Source organism: Synergistaceae bacterium, assembly GCA_012521675.1.
Classification (GTDB): domain Bacteria; phylum Synergistota; class Synergistia; order Synergistales; family Aminobacteriaceae; genus JAAYLU01.
This window is the reverse complement of the sequence record JAAYLU010000045.1, coordinates 13,402-28,804: the sequence shown is the minus strand read 5'-3', so window position 1 is coordinate 28,804 and position 15,403 is coordinate 13,402. Positions and strand designations below refer to the sequence as shown.

Genomic DNA, 15,403 nt, shown 5'->3' with positions numbered 1-15,403 from the left:
CACTTGGCAAGCTTGACGGTTGCCATGCAATCACCCCCTTGTGATAAACAAAGTATATTATGATTGGGGTTTCCTGAATATGCCCATTCCGCCACGGGGATGATTTTTCCTTGTCGAACCATGAGCTGTCGTCCCGAACGGGCATCGGCCGGAGGGACCTCGAGAGTACACCGCGGCACCATGATTTTGCTCTTAACCTCCCCCCTGTTTTCTGTCCAATTTTAGGGGTCCATTGTACCTGCGGATTTAGAGCACCAAAGGACTTGACTCTTTGATTTTTTTAAAGTATAAACCCTTTTTATAAGCGTTGACAAGGGCCTTCTCGTCGCGGGAAATTGAGGGCAGTGTTTCGCTGTGCTGTGCGCGTTTGCAGTTGTATTAAGAACGCCGCTGCGGGAAGGAGAGGGAACATCATGTTGATGAGAACAAGGTGGTTCAAAAAGGTTGTCTGCTCCTGTTTTATTCTGTTTGCATTGCTATCGGCCTCGTCGGCCTCGGCGGTGGAGGTCTACCGCGTTAAACCCGGCAACGAGGACGGGGATGGATCTACGTGGGACAACGCCATGGGTGTGACGAAGTTCAGAAAGGCTTTGGGCTCCGGAACAACGGGCGAGTACTGGTTGGCTAAAGGTACGTATAAGCCGACCAGTGATGACACGGATCCGTATGCATCCTTCGTCCTCTCGAATGACATCGCCCTGTACGGTGGCTTCGACGGGACGGAGACACAGCTGAGCCAGCGCGACTACAAGACGAATAAAACCACCTTAAGCGGAGCTATCGGCGGCTCGGATAGCTATCACGTCGTCTATGCCGACAGTGTAAACGACACCGCCACCCTCGACGGCTTCACCATCACTGGCGGTAATGCGAACGGTGGCGACGCAAACAAGGACGGCGGCGGGATGTACATATGCAACGCCAGTCCGACGGTGACGAACTGCACCTTCCTTGAGAACGAGGCGACCAACGGCGGCGGGGTGTACATCTTATACGGCAGTGCGGCGGTGATGAACTGCACCTTCTCGGGGAACAAGGCGCAGCAAGGCGGCGGGATGTATATAGCTGGCGGCACTCCAACGGTGACGAACTGCACCTTCTCGGATAACACGGCGACCAACAGCGGCGGCGGGATGTACATAGACAACGCCAGTCCGACGTTGACGAACTGCACCTTCTCGGATAACACGGCGACCAACAGCGGCGGCGGGATGTACAAATATTACGGCGCTCCAACGTTGACGAACTGCACCTTCTCGGGGAACAAGACGACTGCACCTAATGGCAGCGGCGGCGGGATGTATATTGCATACGACAGTGCGACGGTGACGGACTGCACCTTCTCGGGGAACACGGCGACCTATGGCGGCGGGATGTATATTATATACGGCAGTGCGACGTTGACGAACTGCACCTTCTCGAAGAACACGGCGACCAACAGCGGCGGCGGGATGTTCATCGTAAACGTCAGTCCGACGGTGACTAACTGCACCTTCTCGGGGAACATGACGACCAACGGCGGCGGGATGTACATCTCGGAAGAAAGCAGTCCAACGTTGACGAACTGCACCTTCTCGGAGAACATGGCGACCAGCGGCGGCGGGATGTTCATCTCAGTCAAGTCTGGTTATAAGCCTAAGTTGATGAACTGCACCTTATCGGGGAACATGGCGACTGGGTCTGCGGACTCCGGCGGCGGGATGTTCATTTCGGATAATTCATCGGGAAATCCCATAGTTACGAACAGCATCTTCTGGGAAACGGATTCCGCCACGGGACAGGTTGTGGACAAAAGCGACAAGCTAACGATCACCTATTCCGTCGTCGATACCAACATTTTCGCTGGCGGTAACAACATAAATGCCGACCCCAATCTCGGCCCGTTGAAGAACAACGGTGGCCTGACGTTTACCTGCGCCCTGGGCAAGGGCAGCCCCGCCATCGACAGCGGTACGAGTACGGGTGCGCCAGATACCGACCAGCGCGGCGTCAAACGCCCGCAGGGCGGCGGAGTCGACATCGGCGCATACGAGACAGAATCCGCGCCAAAGCCGGAGCCGGAACCAAAGCCGGAGCCCGAGCCGGAGCCGGGACCTGCGCCCACTCCGACTCCCGTGCCGGTGCAGCCCGTCGATCCACCCGAGGGACCTGGTTTCGTGCGGCCCACGCCTCTGACGGTGACCCTGCCGCCGAACCCCACGGAGGAGCAGAAGAAGGACGCACTGGAGAATGTATTCCGCGAAGCCCTCGTCCCGGACAGTCTGATAGAGGACCTGCTGGAACTGCTGACAGTGGACGACACAGGTCAGATTTATATCAGCGATGATGGAATGGAACGACTGCGGGAACTGCTCGACGATCTTGAAATAGCAGAGGGGGCGGAGATGAGTCCGCTCGCGGTCATCCGCGCCTCGCTCGACGCTCAGGGCGCCTCCGATCACTCCACGGAAGCCGGGACGGCGGTTTTCTTCTTTGAAATTCCGAACTGCTACAACGGCCTTCGTTGCGACCAACTACAGGTTGTAAAGGCTTTCTCGTCCGAGAGAGCGGCCCTTTTTGAGCGGGTGTACCAGCTCGAGGACCTGCTCGACCGCTGCGCCGCGGTGGTGGAGATCGAGGGGAAAACCCTGAAGCGTGTGCTCGAACCGGGCGACCTCGTCACTCCCGATTGTCGCCTTGCACTTACAATCAAGGACGGAGGGGAATTCGACCTTGACGGCGAGGAGAACGGCTTCCTGGTAGACCCCGCCTTCATAGTGGCGGGGGAGAGAAAGAGCGAACCCGAGCCCCCTAAAGGTGGCGGCGGTGGATGCAATTCCCTGGGCTTCGCCCCCGCGCTGCTGATTCTGCTGTCCCCGCTGGCGCCGCTGAAGGGAAGAAAGTAACAACGCAACAGGGGCGAGCTTTCTCGCCCCTTTTTCTAATAGCCCCAGCAAGATCCCTCCCCTCCCCTCGTCGCTACGCTTCTCGGGATAGCGAACGACTAGGCTCGCTGCGCTGCGCCTGTCGCCTGCTTACGTCGCTTTGCTCCTCGGGATAGCGAACGACACGAACGGGAAAACCGCCCGCTCGGTCGCCTGCTTACCTCCCGTTGGTCGTCGGGATGGCCGCAGGAATCGACCGTCGGCTGAAGGAGACTATCCCGCGGATCCGATATATAATAGAGCAACGTCAAAAACGTGAAAGAGGGGGATCTTGATGAAAGTCGATCGCACGGGTGCAAACCTTCCGTTCAACGTCCCTCCCCTGGAGGATATAGTCGAGGAGAAGGCGGAGGAGCAGAAGGAGAAGGCGCAGAAGAAGGTCGAGAAGGCCAGGAGAGAGGTCGAGAGGGAGCGGCTCGAGATTATGGACAGGCACCACGAGACCGTGAAGAAGTCCGCCGAGACCTACGACAAGCAGGTAAAGAAGAAGATGCTCGAAAAGCAGATCGAGGATCGGCGGTTGAAGCAGAGAGAGTTCATCAAGGAGAGGAACGAGGAAGCCGAGAGAAGGCGCGAGGAGATGCGCAAGGAAAAAGTGTAGAAAGAGGCTGTTTTCCATGCGCAGGCCGAAAATGATGGATCATGACCTGGGAAGCCTGTTGAGACTTCCTGCCGTACTCCCCGCCGGCGAGCTGTCCGAGGACCTGGTCGCAGCGGGGAGTTTTCGTGTCGAGAGGATAGTCTCGACCGGACAGAGCTCGCCTCCCGGCTTCTGGTACGACCAGGATGAGGACGAGTGGGTTGCGCTTTTACAGGGAGATGCGGCTCTCGAGTTCGAGGAGGGCGAAATCGTGCGGCTTGGGGCGGGTGATTGGGTTTTTCTGCCCGCCGGCCTGCGCCACAGGGTGGCCTCGACCAGCTCCGACCCGCCCTGCATATGGCTGGCCGTTTTCGGAAGGCCGGCCAGACCGGGCGTGGAGCCCTGAGCGCCGGGCAAGCGCCGAAGTCATCGCTCCCGCGTTCAAATAAATTGCTTGCCCCTGCGGCTTTTCTGCTTCCACGGCAAGTGAAGATAATTCTTTTGGCGAGTTATGGCTTTTTCGTGCAAATTATATTATGCATGGTGTATGATTGTGTCCGGCACACAGATCGAAATTTAGGAGTGGGATAATTTCATGTCGACAAAAGCTTCAAGCCTGTTGCGCCCCGAGGGCTCGAAATTCAAGCTCTCGCTTCTTTCCGCCGGACACTTTATGAACGACCTCTACGCCTCATTCCTGCCGACCTTCATACCCACGCTGATCAAGAACCTCGGCATAACGATGACCCAGGCGGGGTTCTTCAGCACTTTTCTCGGCATAATACACGTCATAGTACAGCCGGTGATAGGCTACCTGTCCGACAGGTCGTCCAACCCGTGGCTTATAATCTGGGGTCCGGTGATGACCTGCCTTGGTGCGTCGATGATCCCTCTGTCGCCATCGTACGGCATGGCCCTCTTCTTCGTCGGGGTGTGGGCGCTGGGCAGCGCGATGTTCCACCCGCAGGGGCACGGAGGAGTGGGGCACGTAGTGCCTAGGGAAAAGCTCACCGTCTCCCTGGCGCTCTTCGCGGTCGCCGGAACTGCCGGAAGCACTGTCAGCCCCCTGTTCGCCGTGTTCCTGGCGAACACAGTCGGATACCGGCTCATGCCGGTCGCGGCGCTCGTCCCGGTGATCGTCCTCGGACTCTTTATATGGAGGACCATGCCCGCCATCTCGGACGAGAGCGGAGATTCCTTCTCTCCGCAGAGAGGACTCCTGGAGACCATGAAGTCCGTCTTCGCGGTGATCTATCCTGTCTTTGCCATCTCGACCGTGCGCGACACCACGAGCCAGGGGGTCCGCATGTTCCTGCCCATCCGCATCGCTGCGGAGGGAGGGGACATAGGGCTTGTCGGCCTGGTGCTCTTCCTGATAATGCTGTCGAATACGATAGCGATGGTGATAATCGGCAGGGTGGCCGACAAATGGGAGAAGAGGCGAGTCTTGCTGTGGGCGATACTGATCACCCCGGTTTTCCTCCTCGGAGGGCTCTTCACCAAGGGGTGGGTCGGCATAACCTTCTTCCTTTGCGGCACTGTCGCCGTCAACTCCACTATGCCGATCACCGCGGCAATAGGTCAGGAGATGACGCCGAACTCGCGTGGAATGGCAAGCTCGATCGTGATGGGACTCTCCTGGGGTTTTGGTAACATGATGATGGCGCCGTTGGGCAAGATAGGAGACCTGTTCGGTATACAGGCCATCTTCGGAGTCGTCGCTCTTATGCCGTTGCTCGCTCTGCCCTTCTTCTTCACCGGGCGGTTCCGCGAGTCCGCCTGAACGGCAGGACGAGTGAACTCGAGCTTTTCACGCCATATGGGTATTTGTGCCTTTTACCCTTTCAAGGAACGCGAAGGTGGTGTAAAATACTTCCCCAGATATTTCAAGACCGTATGTAGGTTCAACGCTCGGTAGCGCGCTTTGATAAGCGGGGCTTGACTCGAGGGTGGTGTTTACCGCGGTAACATGCGGCCATTGGAGGACATCGGGTTTCGAAGGACAAATATTCTGAATGGAGGGGTTTTTAATGACTCAGCAGGAGACTGTCGACAAGGGGAGTGCAGAGCAGAAGGCTTTTGAGAAGAGAATGCGTCCGGCATGGAGGGGATTCTTGGTTTGGTGGCTCGTGGCGGCGGTCCTGGCCGCGCTGGCGATATATGCGATCTCCAGCCATAACGCCCCCTGGTGGACGATAGGCGTCGCCCTGATACCGGTATTGTACATAGCGCTGCAGCGCTGTTCCGTGGAGTTCATAATCAAGAACGACGAGGTCACCTTTGAGAAGGGAATTGTGTCGAAGCAATCGGTCGAGATCGGAATGCAACAGATCCGCTCGATCGAGGTGCGCCAGACAGTCTTTCAGAGGATGATGGGTGTGGGCGATCTGCTGGTGGCTTCGTCGGGGACGAGCGCTTACGAAATCATAGTCCCCAGCATCGAGGAACCGAAGGAGAACCGCGACCTTATCCAAGGATTCCAGAGAGGGACGATAAACAGCGAGACAGCATCATAGCAGGGGAGAGGGGGGGGGGAAGTTCCTCCCCCATTTTTTATTCCTTCGGGTCTTCGGTGCGGCGCTCACTCCGAACTTCTCACCCTAGAGGAGCGACGCATCTCGCGTGGCAGCCCCTTGGGTTCGATGGAGACGGCCTCTCCCTCGAACAGCGACCCTATACCTACGGAACGGAGCGACTTCGCTCGTCCGCAGATCTCCCTGCACCTGACCAAGCACCTGCTCCTGTTGTCATCCGGCTCGGCGTAGGCGCATATCACTCCCTCGTAGTTGCGCAGCACGGTCTTCCTGTCCGATCTTGAAATGACTGACCTTCCCCGGTTGAACAACCGGGCGTTTCAATGCGGATTATATTCCTTTGGAGGGGAAAAACAAGAGGGAGAGAACGAAAAAGAGAGGGCTTTTTCAAGCCCTCTCTTACGCCGGCGAATGCCGTGTTATACGATCTGGACCACTGCCTCCGGGGATATCACCCTGAAGGTGAAGGACTCCGCGAGGAAGAGGCGGACCTTATCGCCGTTTCTCTCCTCGAAGCCGAGCGAGAAGTCCTGCCCCAGGACGAGCTCTAGGTCTCCGCCTCTAGTCGAGACGACGTACGAGTCGTCTTGCGTGGAGAGTATCACCTGGTCCACCAGGTTGGTCACGTGCTTTGACGTGGGGTAGCCGGGAACCCCCCCGTAGACTATCCTCCACAGGGCGGGGGAGGCGACGAAGGCGTATGGGCCCTCCACGGCCTTCTCTTTGAGGATGAACACCGCCTCCGAGATAGCTTTGACGATGCCGCGGGGGTCCTCGCTTTCAAGCGGAGAAGTGCTCCCTCGGGCGGAGGAGAGCCCCTCGATGCCTGCCGCGGCCAGTCCGCTGTAGACGGCCTTCTCCTCGAACAGGGCTATCTCCCTGGCGGCCAGGTCGAGCGGGGCGAGTTCGGGATCCTTGGCCCCTCTGCTTATGTTGTCTAGCTCCCAGATGTCAAGCTCGAAGACCGCCCTGCTCTCCACGAGCGGCAAAACCCTGTTCACGCCGTACTGAACGGTCTTGGACGGGCAGCACCTGTCAATGTCGATCCTTCCGGTGGGGTGAGCGCTGTAAGTCCATCCCCTGGGGCCGTCCACGTCGACGAATTTCCTCGCGGAGAGGTTAGCCGTCAGAACCTTCCTAGCCTGTTCATCAAGCTCCTCCCACGCTTCTCCGGTGATGAGAGACGTACTTCTTCTGAGCATGTCCATAATTCAAGCAACCTCCTTTTCCGGCGCTACTTGAGGCTTCCTATGCCGAGCCCCGAAGGAGAGGAGGAAGATGTCGCCGGCGCATCGCCGTTCGACGTGGCGGCGGTCTCAACCTCGAGGAGCGGCGCGGTGGTGAACAGGTAGGTCCTAAGCTCCTCGTCCCACTTGTCCATGTTCCTGCGCAGCCATTCAATCAGCATGGCGGCATGTTCGATCTCCTCGTCGCGGTTGTGGGCCAGAAGCGCTTTAAGCTCCTCGTCCGGGGTGGTCGCGACTCGCTGATTGTAGAAATTAACTGCCTCGACCTCTTCCACAAGGCTCTGTAGCGCCTTGGCCTGGTCGGAGACCTTCTGGTCTAGCAGATCCGCAGGTTCGGTGAACTGCATGTTATCTCTCCTTTCGCGGAGCAGGATTGTTTGCTCCTCCTGACGTAAATATAGCCTATCTTTCCGGCACGGTCAACTAAAGTCAAAGCGCCTAGGGGAGTCATTGTGGTAGTATCAACTTCGTGTCGCCTGCAGCTTGGCGTGCGAGATGAAGCAGAAGGGAGAAGACAGCAGTCAATATGGATGACAATGTCCAATATGTTGCGCTTTCGGAGGACTTCAGGCGTCTTCTGGACACGATGAGACAGGGCGAGACAGTCCTTTTCGGAGAGCTTGTCGCGGCCGTGGCCGACCGAGGATTCGGCATACTGCTGGTGTTGTTCTCCCTGCCGAGCGCCCTTCCATTTCCGGCGCCGGGGCTAAGCACTCCCTTCGGCGTGGTGCTGTTCATCCTTTCGGTCCAGCTCCTGATGGGCAGGGAGAGGCCATGGATTCCGCGATGGGCCTCCGAGAAGGAGATGAAGAGGTCCACCGCAGAGAGGATGATCTCAGGCGCAGTCGCATTCTTCTCCTTCGTGGAGCGTTTTTTCCGCCCGCGACTGCTCTTCCTCTCGGGGAAGGGCGCAGGTGTGCTCTGTTCGGTGCTTCTGCTGCTGATGAGCGGGTTGATGATACTGCCGATTCCTTTGACCAATACGCTGCCGGCCATGGTGATTTTCTGCACCGGCGTGGCGCTCACCGAGAGGGACGGACTCGCCCTCGTCGCCGCCCTTTGCTTCGGCGTGGCCGCCACTGCCATCTACGCCCTGGCCGTATGGGTCATCGTCAGATTCGGAGCTCAGGGTCTTGCGGAGGCGAAGGAGATCATCCTCGGCTGGTTTTTCTGATATAGCGCCTCGCCGTGGCAAAATATCGGCCGGGAAGCGCCGCAAGTTGTCGCGCTTGAACTACTCGCGAAAGAGAGCGCTCATCCTCTTGTAGAGCTTGAAGGTCAGCAGGGAGACCACGGCCCCCTTCAGGATGTTGAAAGGCACCACCCCGTAAATTATTAGGGATAGCTTGTCGTGTATCGCAGGAATGACGGCGGAAGACATGGAGATTATCTTCTCTATGGGCATCAGGTGCGAGTAGAAGGGAAGCAGTACGAAATAGTTGGCGAAGGCCGCAATGATGGTGGTGAAGACCGTGCCAGCCAGGAGGCCTTTTATCGCGCCCTTTTTCGTCCTGTCGGCCCTGTATATCATCCCGGCGGGGATCACCAGAGCGGACCCCATTAGGAAATTTGCGAGTTGGCCTATGCCCGCGGAGGATGTGGTCAGCATATGGATCAGGTTTTTGACCAGCTCGCAGAGCACCCCCGTGACGGGACCGTAGGCAAAGGCCGCGATCAGGGGAGGCAGGTCGGAGAGGTCGAACTTGAGGAACCTCGGGAAGATCGGCAGGGCGGTGTCCAGGTACATCAGGACCGTCGCGACTGCCGAGAGAAGAGCGGTCCAGACGAGCCTGCGAGTATTGAAACGTGATACGGCTTCCATTCATTATCAGATCCTTTCCAAAAAATAAGCCCCGAACATCGCGTTCGGGGCGTCTTCGCGGCCTCTTTCATCTTCTTTCATCCTGACTTGGCTGCCCGGATTACCCCGGCATGCCTCACAGTCGGCTCCGGATTCTAACCGGATCAGCCTCTCGGCTCGCGGACTCGTAGCCTGCACTCTCGGAAGAGCACGACTCATCACCGCCGGTGGGGAGTCTCACCCCGCCCCGAAGATGTCTTGCGCCATTATAAACCACTTTTCGAGAAAAATCTATTGACATACGTCATTTGTCCTCATATAATCCCCTGAAAAACCGTGCGAAATGGGCTCGTTCCTTCACGGGACGGGCCCAATTCCATCTTTGAAAGGGGATGCGTTTATTGAAGATCGCCGTTGTGGGCGCTACGGGTGAAGTGGGTCGTACGATGATCAAGGTCCTCCAGGAGCGGGATGTCAGGCCGAAGGAGATAGACTTTTACGCCTCGGCGAGGAGCGCGGGCACCAAAGTGGAGTTTCGCGGCGCGAGCCACGAGGTCAAGGAGCTTGACAAGCGCGCGATGGGCCTTGGGTACGACTACCTTCTCTTCTCTGCGGGAGGGGCCGTCTCGAGGGAGTACGCACCCCTCGCATCGGAGGCGGGCACCGTGGTGATAGACAACTCGTCCGCCTTCAGGATGGACCCGGCGGTTCCGCTTGTGGTGCCGGAGATAAACAGCGACCTGCTCAAGGGGTACGAAAGAGGGATAATCGCCAACCCGAACTGCTCTACGATCCAGATGGTCCTGGCCCTCCACCTCGTTCACGAGCGCTTCGGAATAAAGACGATCGTCGTGAGCACCTACCAGGCTGTGTCGGGTGCGGGCAAGAGCGGCATCGACGAGCTTAACGACCAGATGGAGGGTAAAATCTCGCCGAAGAAGTTCATCAGGCAGATCCATCTCAACGTCGTCCCGCAGATAGGGGCTCTCCTGGACAGCGGCTTCACCGACGAGGAGATGAAGCTGGTGGACGAGACCAGGAGGATACTGCGCGATCCGGAGATATCCATCTGGCCGACCGCGATTCGTGTACCCGTGTATTACGGACACTCGGAGTCCATCTTCGTCGAGACTCGTACATCATTCGACATGAGTTCGCTGGCGGAGGCATTGGACGAGTCGGAGACCGTCCGACACACCGACGACATGGTCTCCCCGATCGAGATAGCAGGCAGCGACGAGTCTCATGTCTGCCGTCTCAGGTCGTTCGACGACAGGCGCTTCCTGATCTGGAACGTCGCTGACAACATCCGCACGGGAGCAGCCACCAACGCCGTACGCATCCTGATGAAGCACCGGGAGCTGAACCGGGCCGGCTGATCGCTGGGTTTCAGGGGGCCAAGAAAAAACCAGCGCGGCCGGACGGATTTCGCCGTTCGGCCGCGCTCTGTTCACCTGACTCGCCAATACCTCTACGGTGCAGGTTTTCTACGCCTTGAGAGAGTTATGAACAGCAGCCTGGAGGTCTCTCCATGTCTGATGCTCAGGGATTGTCCCCAAGTGTGACCGAGCACTCCTATCATGTCCATCTCCCTGAGGAGGTGACGTTCCTCATCGATCTCCACGGCGGCCTCGCCTCGCAGGCAGAAAAGAATCGTTGTATCGCCCGGAAGGAAGAGTCTTTCGGCCTCTCTCTTGGGCGCAAGCTGCCGGTATTCGCATGTGTACGAGGCTCTTCGGCAGAATATGTTGAAGTCGGTCACAGGACCTTCGACCAGCGAGCAGGATGTCTCTCGCTCGCCGTGAAAGCGAAGCGAATCGAAGTGAGAGAGCAGCGATACGGTCGAGCCGTCCACCGAGATGTTCATGCCTTTCCCGGACAGAAGAAATATCACCCTGTCATATCCGGGGAAGAGCGAAAACTGGCCCGCCTCGGAGATGTTGGCGGAGCTCAGCCTCCACTGAAACCCCCCCTTTTCGAGGGACGACCCCTCGGGATGTATGAAGACCTCGTGTGTGACACCGCCGCCGTTCTTCCATGGCATGGGAATATAGTCCTCCGGCGTTTTCCGTACCACTCTCATTCATCTCACCTTTCCTGTTGACGACAAGCCTTTATCAGTCGGGCTCGCTCATCAGTCGAACATGGCGTCGACGGCGTTCCTCACGGCTTCGTCGGATGATTCGTAGGGCAGGGATATATGGTAGGCGCCGGGGTACTTCTTGTTCATCTCCCGGCCGACCTCCATCGAGTTCGGGTTGCATGCCCAGGCCCTGCGAGCGACCCCGCCCAGGACATCCCACATCATCGCGGACTTGATTATCTCGTCGGTGCGCTCGGTTCCGTCCAGCAGAAGCCCGAAGCCGCCGTTTATCGACTTGCCCACGCCGACCCCTCCGCCGTTGTGAAGTGCGCACAGGCTCATTCCACGCGCCGCGTTACCTGCGAAGCAGAGGGTGGCCATGTCCGCGCAGATGTTGCTGCCGTCCTTGATGTTGGCCGTCTCCCTATAGGGCGAGTCCGTGCCCGAGACGTCGTGATGATCCCGACCGAGCATCACCGGCCCGATCTCACCCCGCCTTACCATATCGTTGAACTTAAGGGCTATCTCGGTGCGCCCCTCCGCATCCTGGTAAAGTATTCTAGCCTGTGTACCGACGACGAGGGCGTTCTTCTCCGCATCCCTTATCCAGACCCAGTTGTCGTAGTCCTGCGGTCGGCGATCGGGGTCGATGCACTCCATTGCCGCGCGGTCGGTCTTGCTCAGGTCCTCCGGTTTCCCGCTCAGGCATACCCAGCGGAAGGGCCCGTAGCCGTAGTCGAACAGCACAGGGCCCATGATGTCCTCGACATAGGAGGGCCAGATGAAGCCGTCGTAGGTGTTCTCGCCGTTTTTGCAGATCTCGGTCACTCCGGCGTCGTAGACCGCGCGCATGAAGGAGTTGCCGTAGTCGAAGAAGTACGTCCCTCCGTCCACCAGCTTCTTTATCGCCTCGTAGTGCGACCTCAGGGACTGGTCGACCTTGCGCTTGAACTGCTCGGGATCCTTTGAGAGCATCTCGGTGCGCTGATCGAAGGTAAGGCCCTGCGGGCAGTATCCCCCTCCGTACGGGTCGTGGCAAGATGTCTGATCCGACAGCAGCGGTATCGGGACTTCGTGGTTCAGAGCGTACTGAAGCAGGTCCACTATATTGCCGTGGTAGGCGACCGAGAGAGACTTACGGGCCTTGCAGGCCTCTTCCGCCAGCCGGAACGCCTCCTCGCAGCTGTCCGTGACCTTGGATACCCATCCCTGCCCGTGTCGGGTCTCGATCCTCGAGTAATCGACCTCGGCGATTATCCCCACCCCGCCCGCTATCTCCACGGCCTTCGGCTGTGCGCCGCTCATTCCGCCGAGCCCGGAGGAGACGAACAGTATCCCCGCCAGGTTGCCCTTGTCGCCGACGTTGAGCCTCTGGCGAGCGGCGTTCAGAATGCTGTTGAAGGTGCCGTGCACTATGCCCTGCGGGCCTATGTACATCCAGCCGCCCGCCGTCATCTGGCCGTAGTTCGTGACCCCCAGCTGCATCCCCCTGTGCCAGTCGGACGGGTTGTCGAACAGGCCGACCAGTAGCCCGTTCGTCACTATCGCACGCGGGGCCTCCGGGCGGGATCTGAAGAGACCCGTCGGGTGCCCGCTGGATACGACGAGGGTGGTGTCCTCGGTCAGCTCCTCCAGGTATTTCATTATCAGGCGGTACTGCAGCCAGTTCTGACACACCTGCCCCGTCTCGCCGTAGGTCACCAGCTCGTAGGGGTAGAGGGCGGTCTCGAAGTCCAGGTTGTTGTCTATCATCACCTGGAACGCCTTCCCTGCGAGGCACTTTCCCCTGTACTCGTCTACCGGACGCCCCTTGATCCTCCCCTCCGGGCGGAAGCGGTAGGCGTAGATCCGCCCCCTCGTGCGAAGCTCCTCCAGGAACTCCGGGATCAACTCCTCGTGATGCTCTTCCGGGACGTAGCGAAGCGCGTTCCTGAGCGCCAGCTCGGTCTCGGCGCGGTTCAACGTCCATCCCCTGTCGGGGGCGCGTCTTATTCCCTCCACGAATGAAGGGTAGGCGGGCAGGGGCCCCTCCAGCCTGATCGTCATGGCATCTCTGTTCATCTCGTTCACTGCCGACATAATATTTCCACCTCCGAAACGGTAAGCGGTCAAAAGGAGTTTTCCAGGCTGAGAGCGGCTCTCTTAAGAAGGCGCAGGCTGTCGTCGAACGCCTGGAAGACCGTCTCTGCGAACCCCGCCACTCCTATCTGCGCGATGAACTCCCTTTTTCCGTTGAACACCGGCACGCTTATGTCGCCCGCGTGCTTCATCCACTCCTCGCGACTGAAAGCGTAGCCCGCCTCCCTGACCCGGACGAGCTCCTCCTCGAGCGCCGCTCTATCGACCTCCGATCCGTCGATCGGCGAGTGAAGCGGGGAGGATAGTACCTCCGTCCGCACCTCGGGGCTGGAGTACGCCAGCAGGATTTTCCCCGTCGCACCCGCGTGAAGCGGGATGCTCATCCCCCGGTGCGCCGTAAACTTCATCGGCGACGGAGGCTCGACTGAGTGTACGCACAGGCCTATAGGGCCCTCCGCGACGCTCAGCACCGACGTGCAACCAGTCTCATTCATCAGGCTTGTCATGACCGGGCCTGCGGCCTTGACCAGCTCGTCGTAGTACGAGGACTTGTTTGAGAGCATGAGAAACCGCAAGCCTGGGCGGAAGCCGCCGGTCGACTGGTCTTGGTTAACCCAGCCCACACCCTCCAACGAGGAGAGAATGCGGTGGGCCGTGCTTCTAGGGATTCCCGTCCTGTCCTCTATGTCGCGAACCGACATGGAGAAGGGCTCCTCGGTCAAGGACTCCATTATCGCCGTTACCCTGAACACAGAGCCCTGTTTGATACGGTCATCGATACGACTCATCCTTCACCTCCAACGTGGGACATTGTGTCCCATGTTTATCACCGAGGCGGACGGTTGTCAATCTCTTAATCGAGAACCTTCGCAAAGAGGATCATGTTCGGTCGTGGCTACTGAATCTGTCCTAGCCAGGGCGCCGGGTCGACGGATTTTCCCTCCTTGAGCACGTGAAAGATGAACTTTGGCTCCGTGTCCTGCCCTTCGCCGACGAGAGCGATCCTGTCCCCCTGACCGACCTTCTCCCCGGATTTTACATACAGAATTCCCAGCCCGCCGTAGAAAGTGGCGATCCCGTTCCCGTGGTTCAGGTAGACCGCGTTGCCGAAGTTTCTCATCCAACCGCCATGCAGGACAGTCGCGTCCGCGGCGGCGTGGACCGATTCCCCCGGAGAGGCCCTGACGGCGAGCCCTTCACCGAAGCTCGTGCCGGTCTTCACCGGGGGCGTACCCCCCTTGATAGGCCAGATCATCTTGATCGGCGCGATGGAGGGGGAGGCGGGTCTCGGCGACACCGGAGGGCTCTCCGCATCGGGGCGGGCGGGGTCTTCCGGTTGCTTCGCCCGGGTTGAATCAGCGGGGATGACCAGAATCTGGCCGATTTTGATCACCGGGCTCTCCGAAAGGCCGTTGGCCTGTAAAAGAGAGGTGAGAGGAATCTTATAAAGCCTTGCTATCCCGTAGGGAGTCTCCCCTTCTGCCACTTTATGCCTGCCGGCGCTTCGTGCCGCGGCGTCTCCGGCAGGCGCCTCCGCCGGTGCAGGAGCGGGTGATGCTTCGGGGGCAGTTGCAGGAGGAGAGTCAGTCGCGTCGCTTTGGTCCTTAGGTATCTCTTGTTGAGGAGTGGCTGTCTCCTTGTCCCGTTCATCCATACCCGTCAGCGGTTCTAGAAACTCGTCCCGGTACTTGGGCTCCGGCCAGGCGCCGAGCCCCCTTCTCTTCGCCTCGTACAGAGTCGCGAGGACATCTCCTGCCGTTCTAGGCACGAGGAGAATTGTCCCTGCGGCAGGTAGTCCGTCCGCAGAGGCTATGCCGTTCGCCGCGGCGAGGTTTGAAGAGTCTATGCCGTGTTCCTTTGCCACTGATTCAAGGGTGTCTCCGGTCCTCACGGTATGAAGACCGAAAGGTGAATGTTCGGCGAAGGCGCAGGATATGGGCAGTACGAAGAGCAGAAATAAGAGCAGGACAACTCTTTTCATTCCTCGGTGCACCTCCGTGTCTCAGACGGGCGGAAAAAAACGAAATCCGCTCCACAGATGTTAAAAATACAGGTATACTATAGTACATCACAAGAGCCTGCCGCAAGAGTCCGATGCAAAAACCGCGCACCATCGGAGCGTGAATGACCGCAGTGCTCCGCAGGCTCTTTTTTC

15 protein-coding genes and 1 riboswitch are annotated in these 15,403 nt (G+C 58.7%); of the genes, 7 read left to right on the top strand and 8 right to left on the bottom strand.

The window, feature by feature from the left end:
- The first annotated feature begins 413 nt into the window (after positions 1 to 413).
- From GX181_05140 to GX181_05120, 5 genes are all read left to right on the top strand, one after another.
- On the top strand, positions 414 to 2,885 hold the full coding sequence (locus GX181_05140; GenBank protein NLM71326.1) for a right-handed parallel beta-helix repeat-containing protein: 2,472 nt from the start codon (positions 414 to 416) through the stop codon (positions 2,883 to 2,885).
- A gap of 313 nt (positions 2,886 to 3,198) precedes the next feature.
- The gene (locus tag GX181_05135) at positions 3,199 to 3,525 is read left to right on the top strand and encodes a hypothetical protein (GenBank protein ID NLM71325.1); all 327 of its coding nucleotides are present in this window, start codon (positions 3,199 to 3,201) and stop codon (positions 3,523 to 3,525) included.
- 16 nt (positions 3,526 to 3,541) lie between these two features.
- Positions 3,542 to 3,910 (top strand): cupin domain-containing protein, encoded by a 369-nt coding sequence (locus GX181_05130; GenBank protein NLM71324.1) that lies wholly within the window; start codon positions 3,542 to 3,544, stop codon positions 3,908 to 3,910.
- A 189-nt stretch (positions 3,911 to 4,099) separates the two neighbouring features.
- Positions 4,100 to 5,287, top strand: a complete 1,188-nt coding sequence (locus GX181_05125) for an MFS transporter (protein ID NLM71323.1) — start codon at positions 4,100 to 4,102, stop codon at positions 5,285 to 5,287.
- A gap of 232 nt (positions 5,288 to 5,519) precedes the next feature.
- Positions 5,520 to 6,020, top strand: coding sequence for a PH domain-containing protein (locus GX181_05120; protein ID NLM71322.1), 501 nt, complete (start codon positions 5,520 to 5,522; stop codon positions 6,018 to 6,020).
- A 65-nt stretch (positions 6,021 to 6,085) separates the two neighbouring features.
- Here the strand turns inward: GX181_05120 and GX181_05115 are convergent, their stop codons facing one another.
- The 3 genes from GX181_05115 to GX181_05105 all read right to left on the bottom strand — a co-directional run bounded on the left by GX181_05115 (position 6,086) and on the right by GX181_05105 (position 7,632).
- Positions 6,086 to 6,349, bottom strand: coding sequence for a hypothetical protein (locus GX181_05115; GenBank protein NLM71321.1), 264 nt, complete (start codon positions 6,347 to 6,349; stop codon positions 6,086 to 6,088).
- Between the two features lie 108 nt (positions 6,350 to 6,457).
- The gene (locus tag GX181_05110; GenBank protein NLM71320.1) at positions 6,458 to 7,246 is read right to left on the bottom strand and encodes a bacteriocin family protein; all 789 of its coding nucleotides are present in this window, start codon (positions 7,244 to 7,246) and stop codon (positions 6,458 to 6,460) included.
- A 26-nt stretch (positions 7,247 to 7,272) separates the two neighbouring features.
- Positions 7,273 to 7,632 (bottom strand): hypothetical protein, encoded by a 360-nt coding sequence (locus tag GX181_05105; protein ID NLM71319.1) that lies wholly within the window; start codon positions 7,630 to 7,632, stop codon positions 7,273 to 7,275.
- A gap of 179 nt (positions 7,633 to 7,811) precedes the next feature.
- Between GX181_05105 and GX181_05100 the strand changes: the two genes are divergently transcribed.
- Entirely contained in the window at positions 7,812 to 8,459 is a 648-nt protein-coding gene (locus tag GX181_05100; protein NLM71318.1) for an exopolysaccharide biosynthesis protein, read from the top strand.
- Between the two features lie 60 nt (positions 8,460 to 8,519).
- On the opposite strand, the gene GX181_05095 is transcribed toward GX181_05100, so the two are convergent.
- Positions 8,520 to 9,107, bottom strand: coding sequence for an ECF transporter S component (locus GX181_05095; protein ID NLM71317.1), 588 nt, complete (start codon positions 9,105 to 9,107; stop codon positions 8,520 to 8,522).
- 65 nt (positions 9,108 to 9,172) lie between these two features.
- Positions 9,173 to 9,345, bottom strand: a riboswitch (FMN riboswitch).
- 142 nt (positions 9,346 to 9,487) lie between these two features.
- Between GX181_05095 and GX181_05090 the strand changes: the two genes are divergently transcribed.
- Positions 9,488 to 10,465, top strand: a complete 978-nt coding sequence (locus GX181_05090; protein NLM71316.1) for an aspartate-semialdehyde dehydrogenase — start codon at positions 9,488 to 9,490, stop codon at positions 10,463 to 10,465.
- Between the two features lie 92 nt (positions 10,466 to 10,557).
- On the opposite strand, the gene GX181_05085 is transcribed toward GX181_05090, so the two are convergent.
- From GX181_05085 to GX181_05070, 4 genes are all read right to left on the bottom strand, one after another.
- A complete protein-coding gene (locus GX181_05085; protein ID NLM71315.1) occupies positions 10,558 to 11,130 on the bottom strand; it encodes a HutD family protein in 573 nt (190 codons plus the stop codon).
- 90 nt (positions 11,131 to 11,220) lie between these two features.
- Positions 11,221 to 13,248 carry a urocanate hydratase gene (locus tag GX181_05080; GenBank protein NLM71314.1) on the bottom strand — a complete coding sequence of 676 codons (2,028 nt, stop codon included), beginning with the start codon at positions 13,246 to 13,248 and terminating at the stop codon, positions 11,221 to 11,223.
- Between the two features lie 29 nt (positions 13,249 to 13,277).
- Positions 13,278 to 14,036, bottom strand: coding sequence for an IclR family transcriptional regulator (locus GX181_05075; GenBank protein ID NLM71313.1), 759 nt, complete (start codon positions 14,034 to 14,036; stop codon positions 13,278 to 13,280).
- Positions 14,037 to 14,143: 107 nt separating this feature from the next.
- Entirely contained in the window at positions 14,144 to 15,229 is a 1,086-nt protein-coding gene (locus GX181_05070) for a LysM peptidoglycan-binding domain-containing protein (protein ID NLM71312.1), read from the bottom strand.
- Positions 15,230 to 15,403: the final 174 nt, after the last annotated feature.

Excerpts from the sequence above, each read along its gene's own strand:
- GX181_05095 (NLM71317.1), bottom strand. The coding sequence starts at position 9,107 with ATGGAAGCCGTATCACGTTTCAATACTCGCAGGCTCGTCTGGACCGCT.
- GX181_05080 (NLM71314.1), bottom strand. The coding sequence starts at position 13,248 with ATGTCGGCAGTGAACGAGATGAACAGAGATGCCATGACGATCAGGCTG.
- GX181_05135 (NLM71325.1), top strand. The coding sequence starts at position 3,199 with ATGAAAGTCGATCGCACGGGTGCAAACCTTCCGTTCAACGTCCCTCCC.
- GX181_05140 (NLM71326.1), top strand. The coding sequence starts at position 414 with ATGTTGATGAGAACAAGGTGGTTCAAAAAGGTTGTCTGCTCCTGTTTT.
- GX181_05130 (NLM71324.1), top strand. The coding sequence starts at position 3,542 with ATGCGCAGGCCGAAAATGATGGATCATGACCTGGGAAGCCTGTTGAGA.
- GX181_05125 (NLM71323.1), top strand. The coding sequence starts at position 4,100 with ATGTCGACAAAAGCTTCAAGCCTGTTGCGCCCCGAGGGCTCGAAATTC.
- GX181_05085 (NLM71315.1), bottom strand. The coding sequence starts at position 11,130 with ATGCCATGGAAGAACGGCGGCGGTGTCACACACGAGGTCTTCATACAT.
- GX181_05100 (NLM71318.1), top strand. The coding sequence starts at position 7,812 with ATGGATGACAATGTCCAATATGTTGCGCTTTCGGAGGACTTCAGGCGT.
- GX181_05110 (NLM71320.1), bottom strand. The coding sequence starts at position 7,246 with ATGGACATGCTCAGAAGAAGTACGTCTCTCATCACCGGAGAAGCGTGG.
- GX181_05070 (NLM71312.1), bottom strand. The coding sequence starts at position 15,229 with ATGAAAAGAGTTGTCCTGCTCTTATTTCTGCTCTTCGTACTGCCCATA.
- GX181_05105 (NLM71319.1), bottom strand. The coding sequence starts at position 7,632 with ATGCAGTTCACCGAACCTGCGGATCTGCTAGACCAGAAGGTCTCCGAC.
- GX181_05075 (NLM71313.1), bottom strand. The coding sequence starts at position 14,036 with ATGAGTCGTATCGATGACCGTATCAAACAGGGCTCTGTGTTCAGGGTA.
- GX181_05120 (NLM71322.1), top strand. The coding sequence starts at position 5,520 with ATGGAGGGGTTTTTAATGACTCAGCAGGAGACTGTCGACAAGGGGAGT.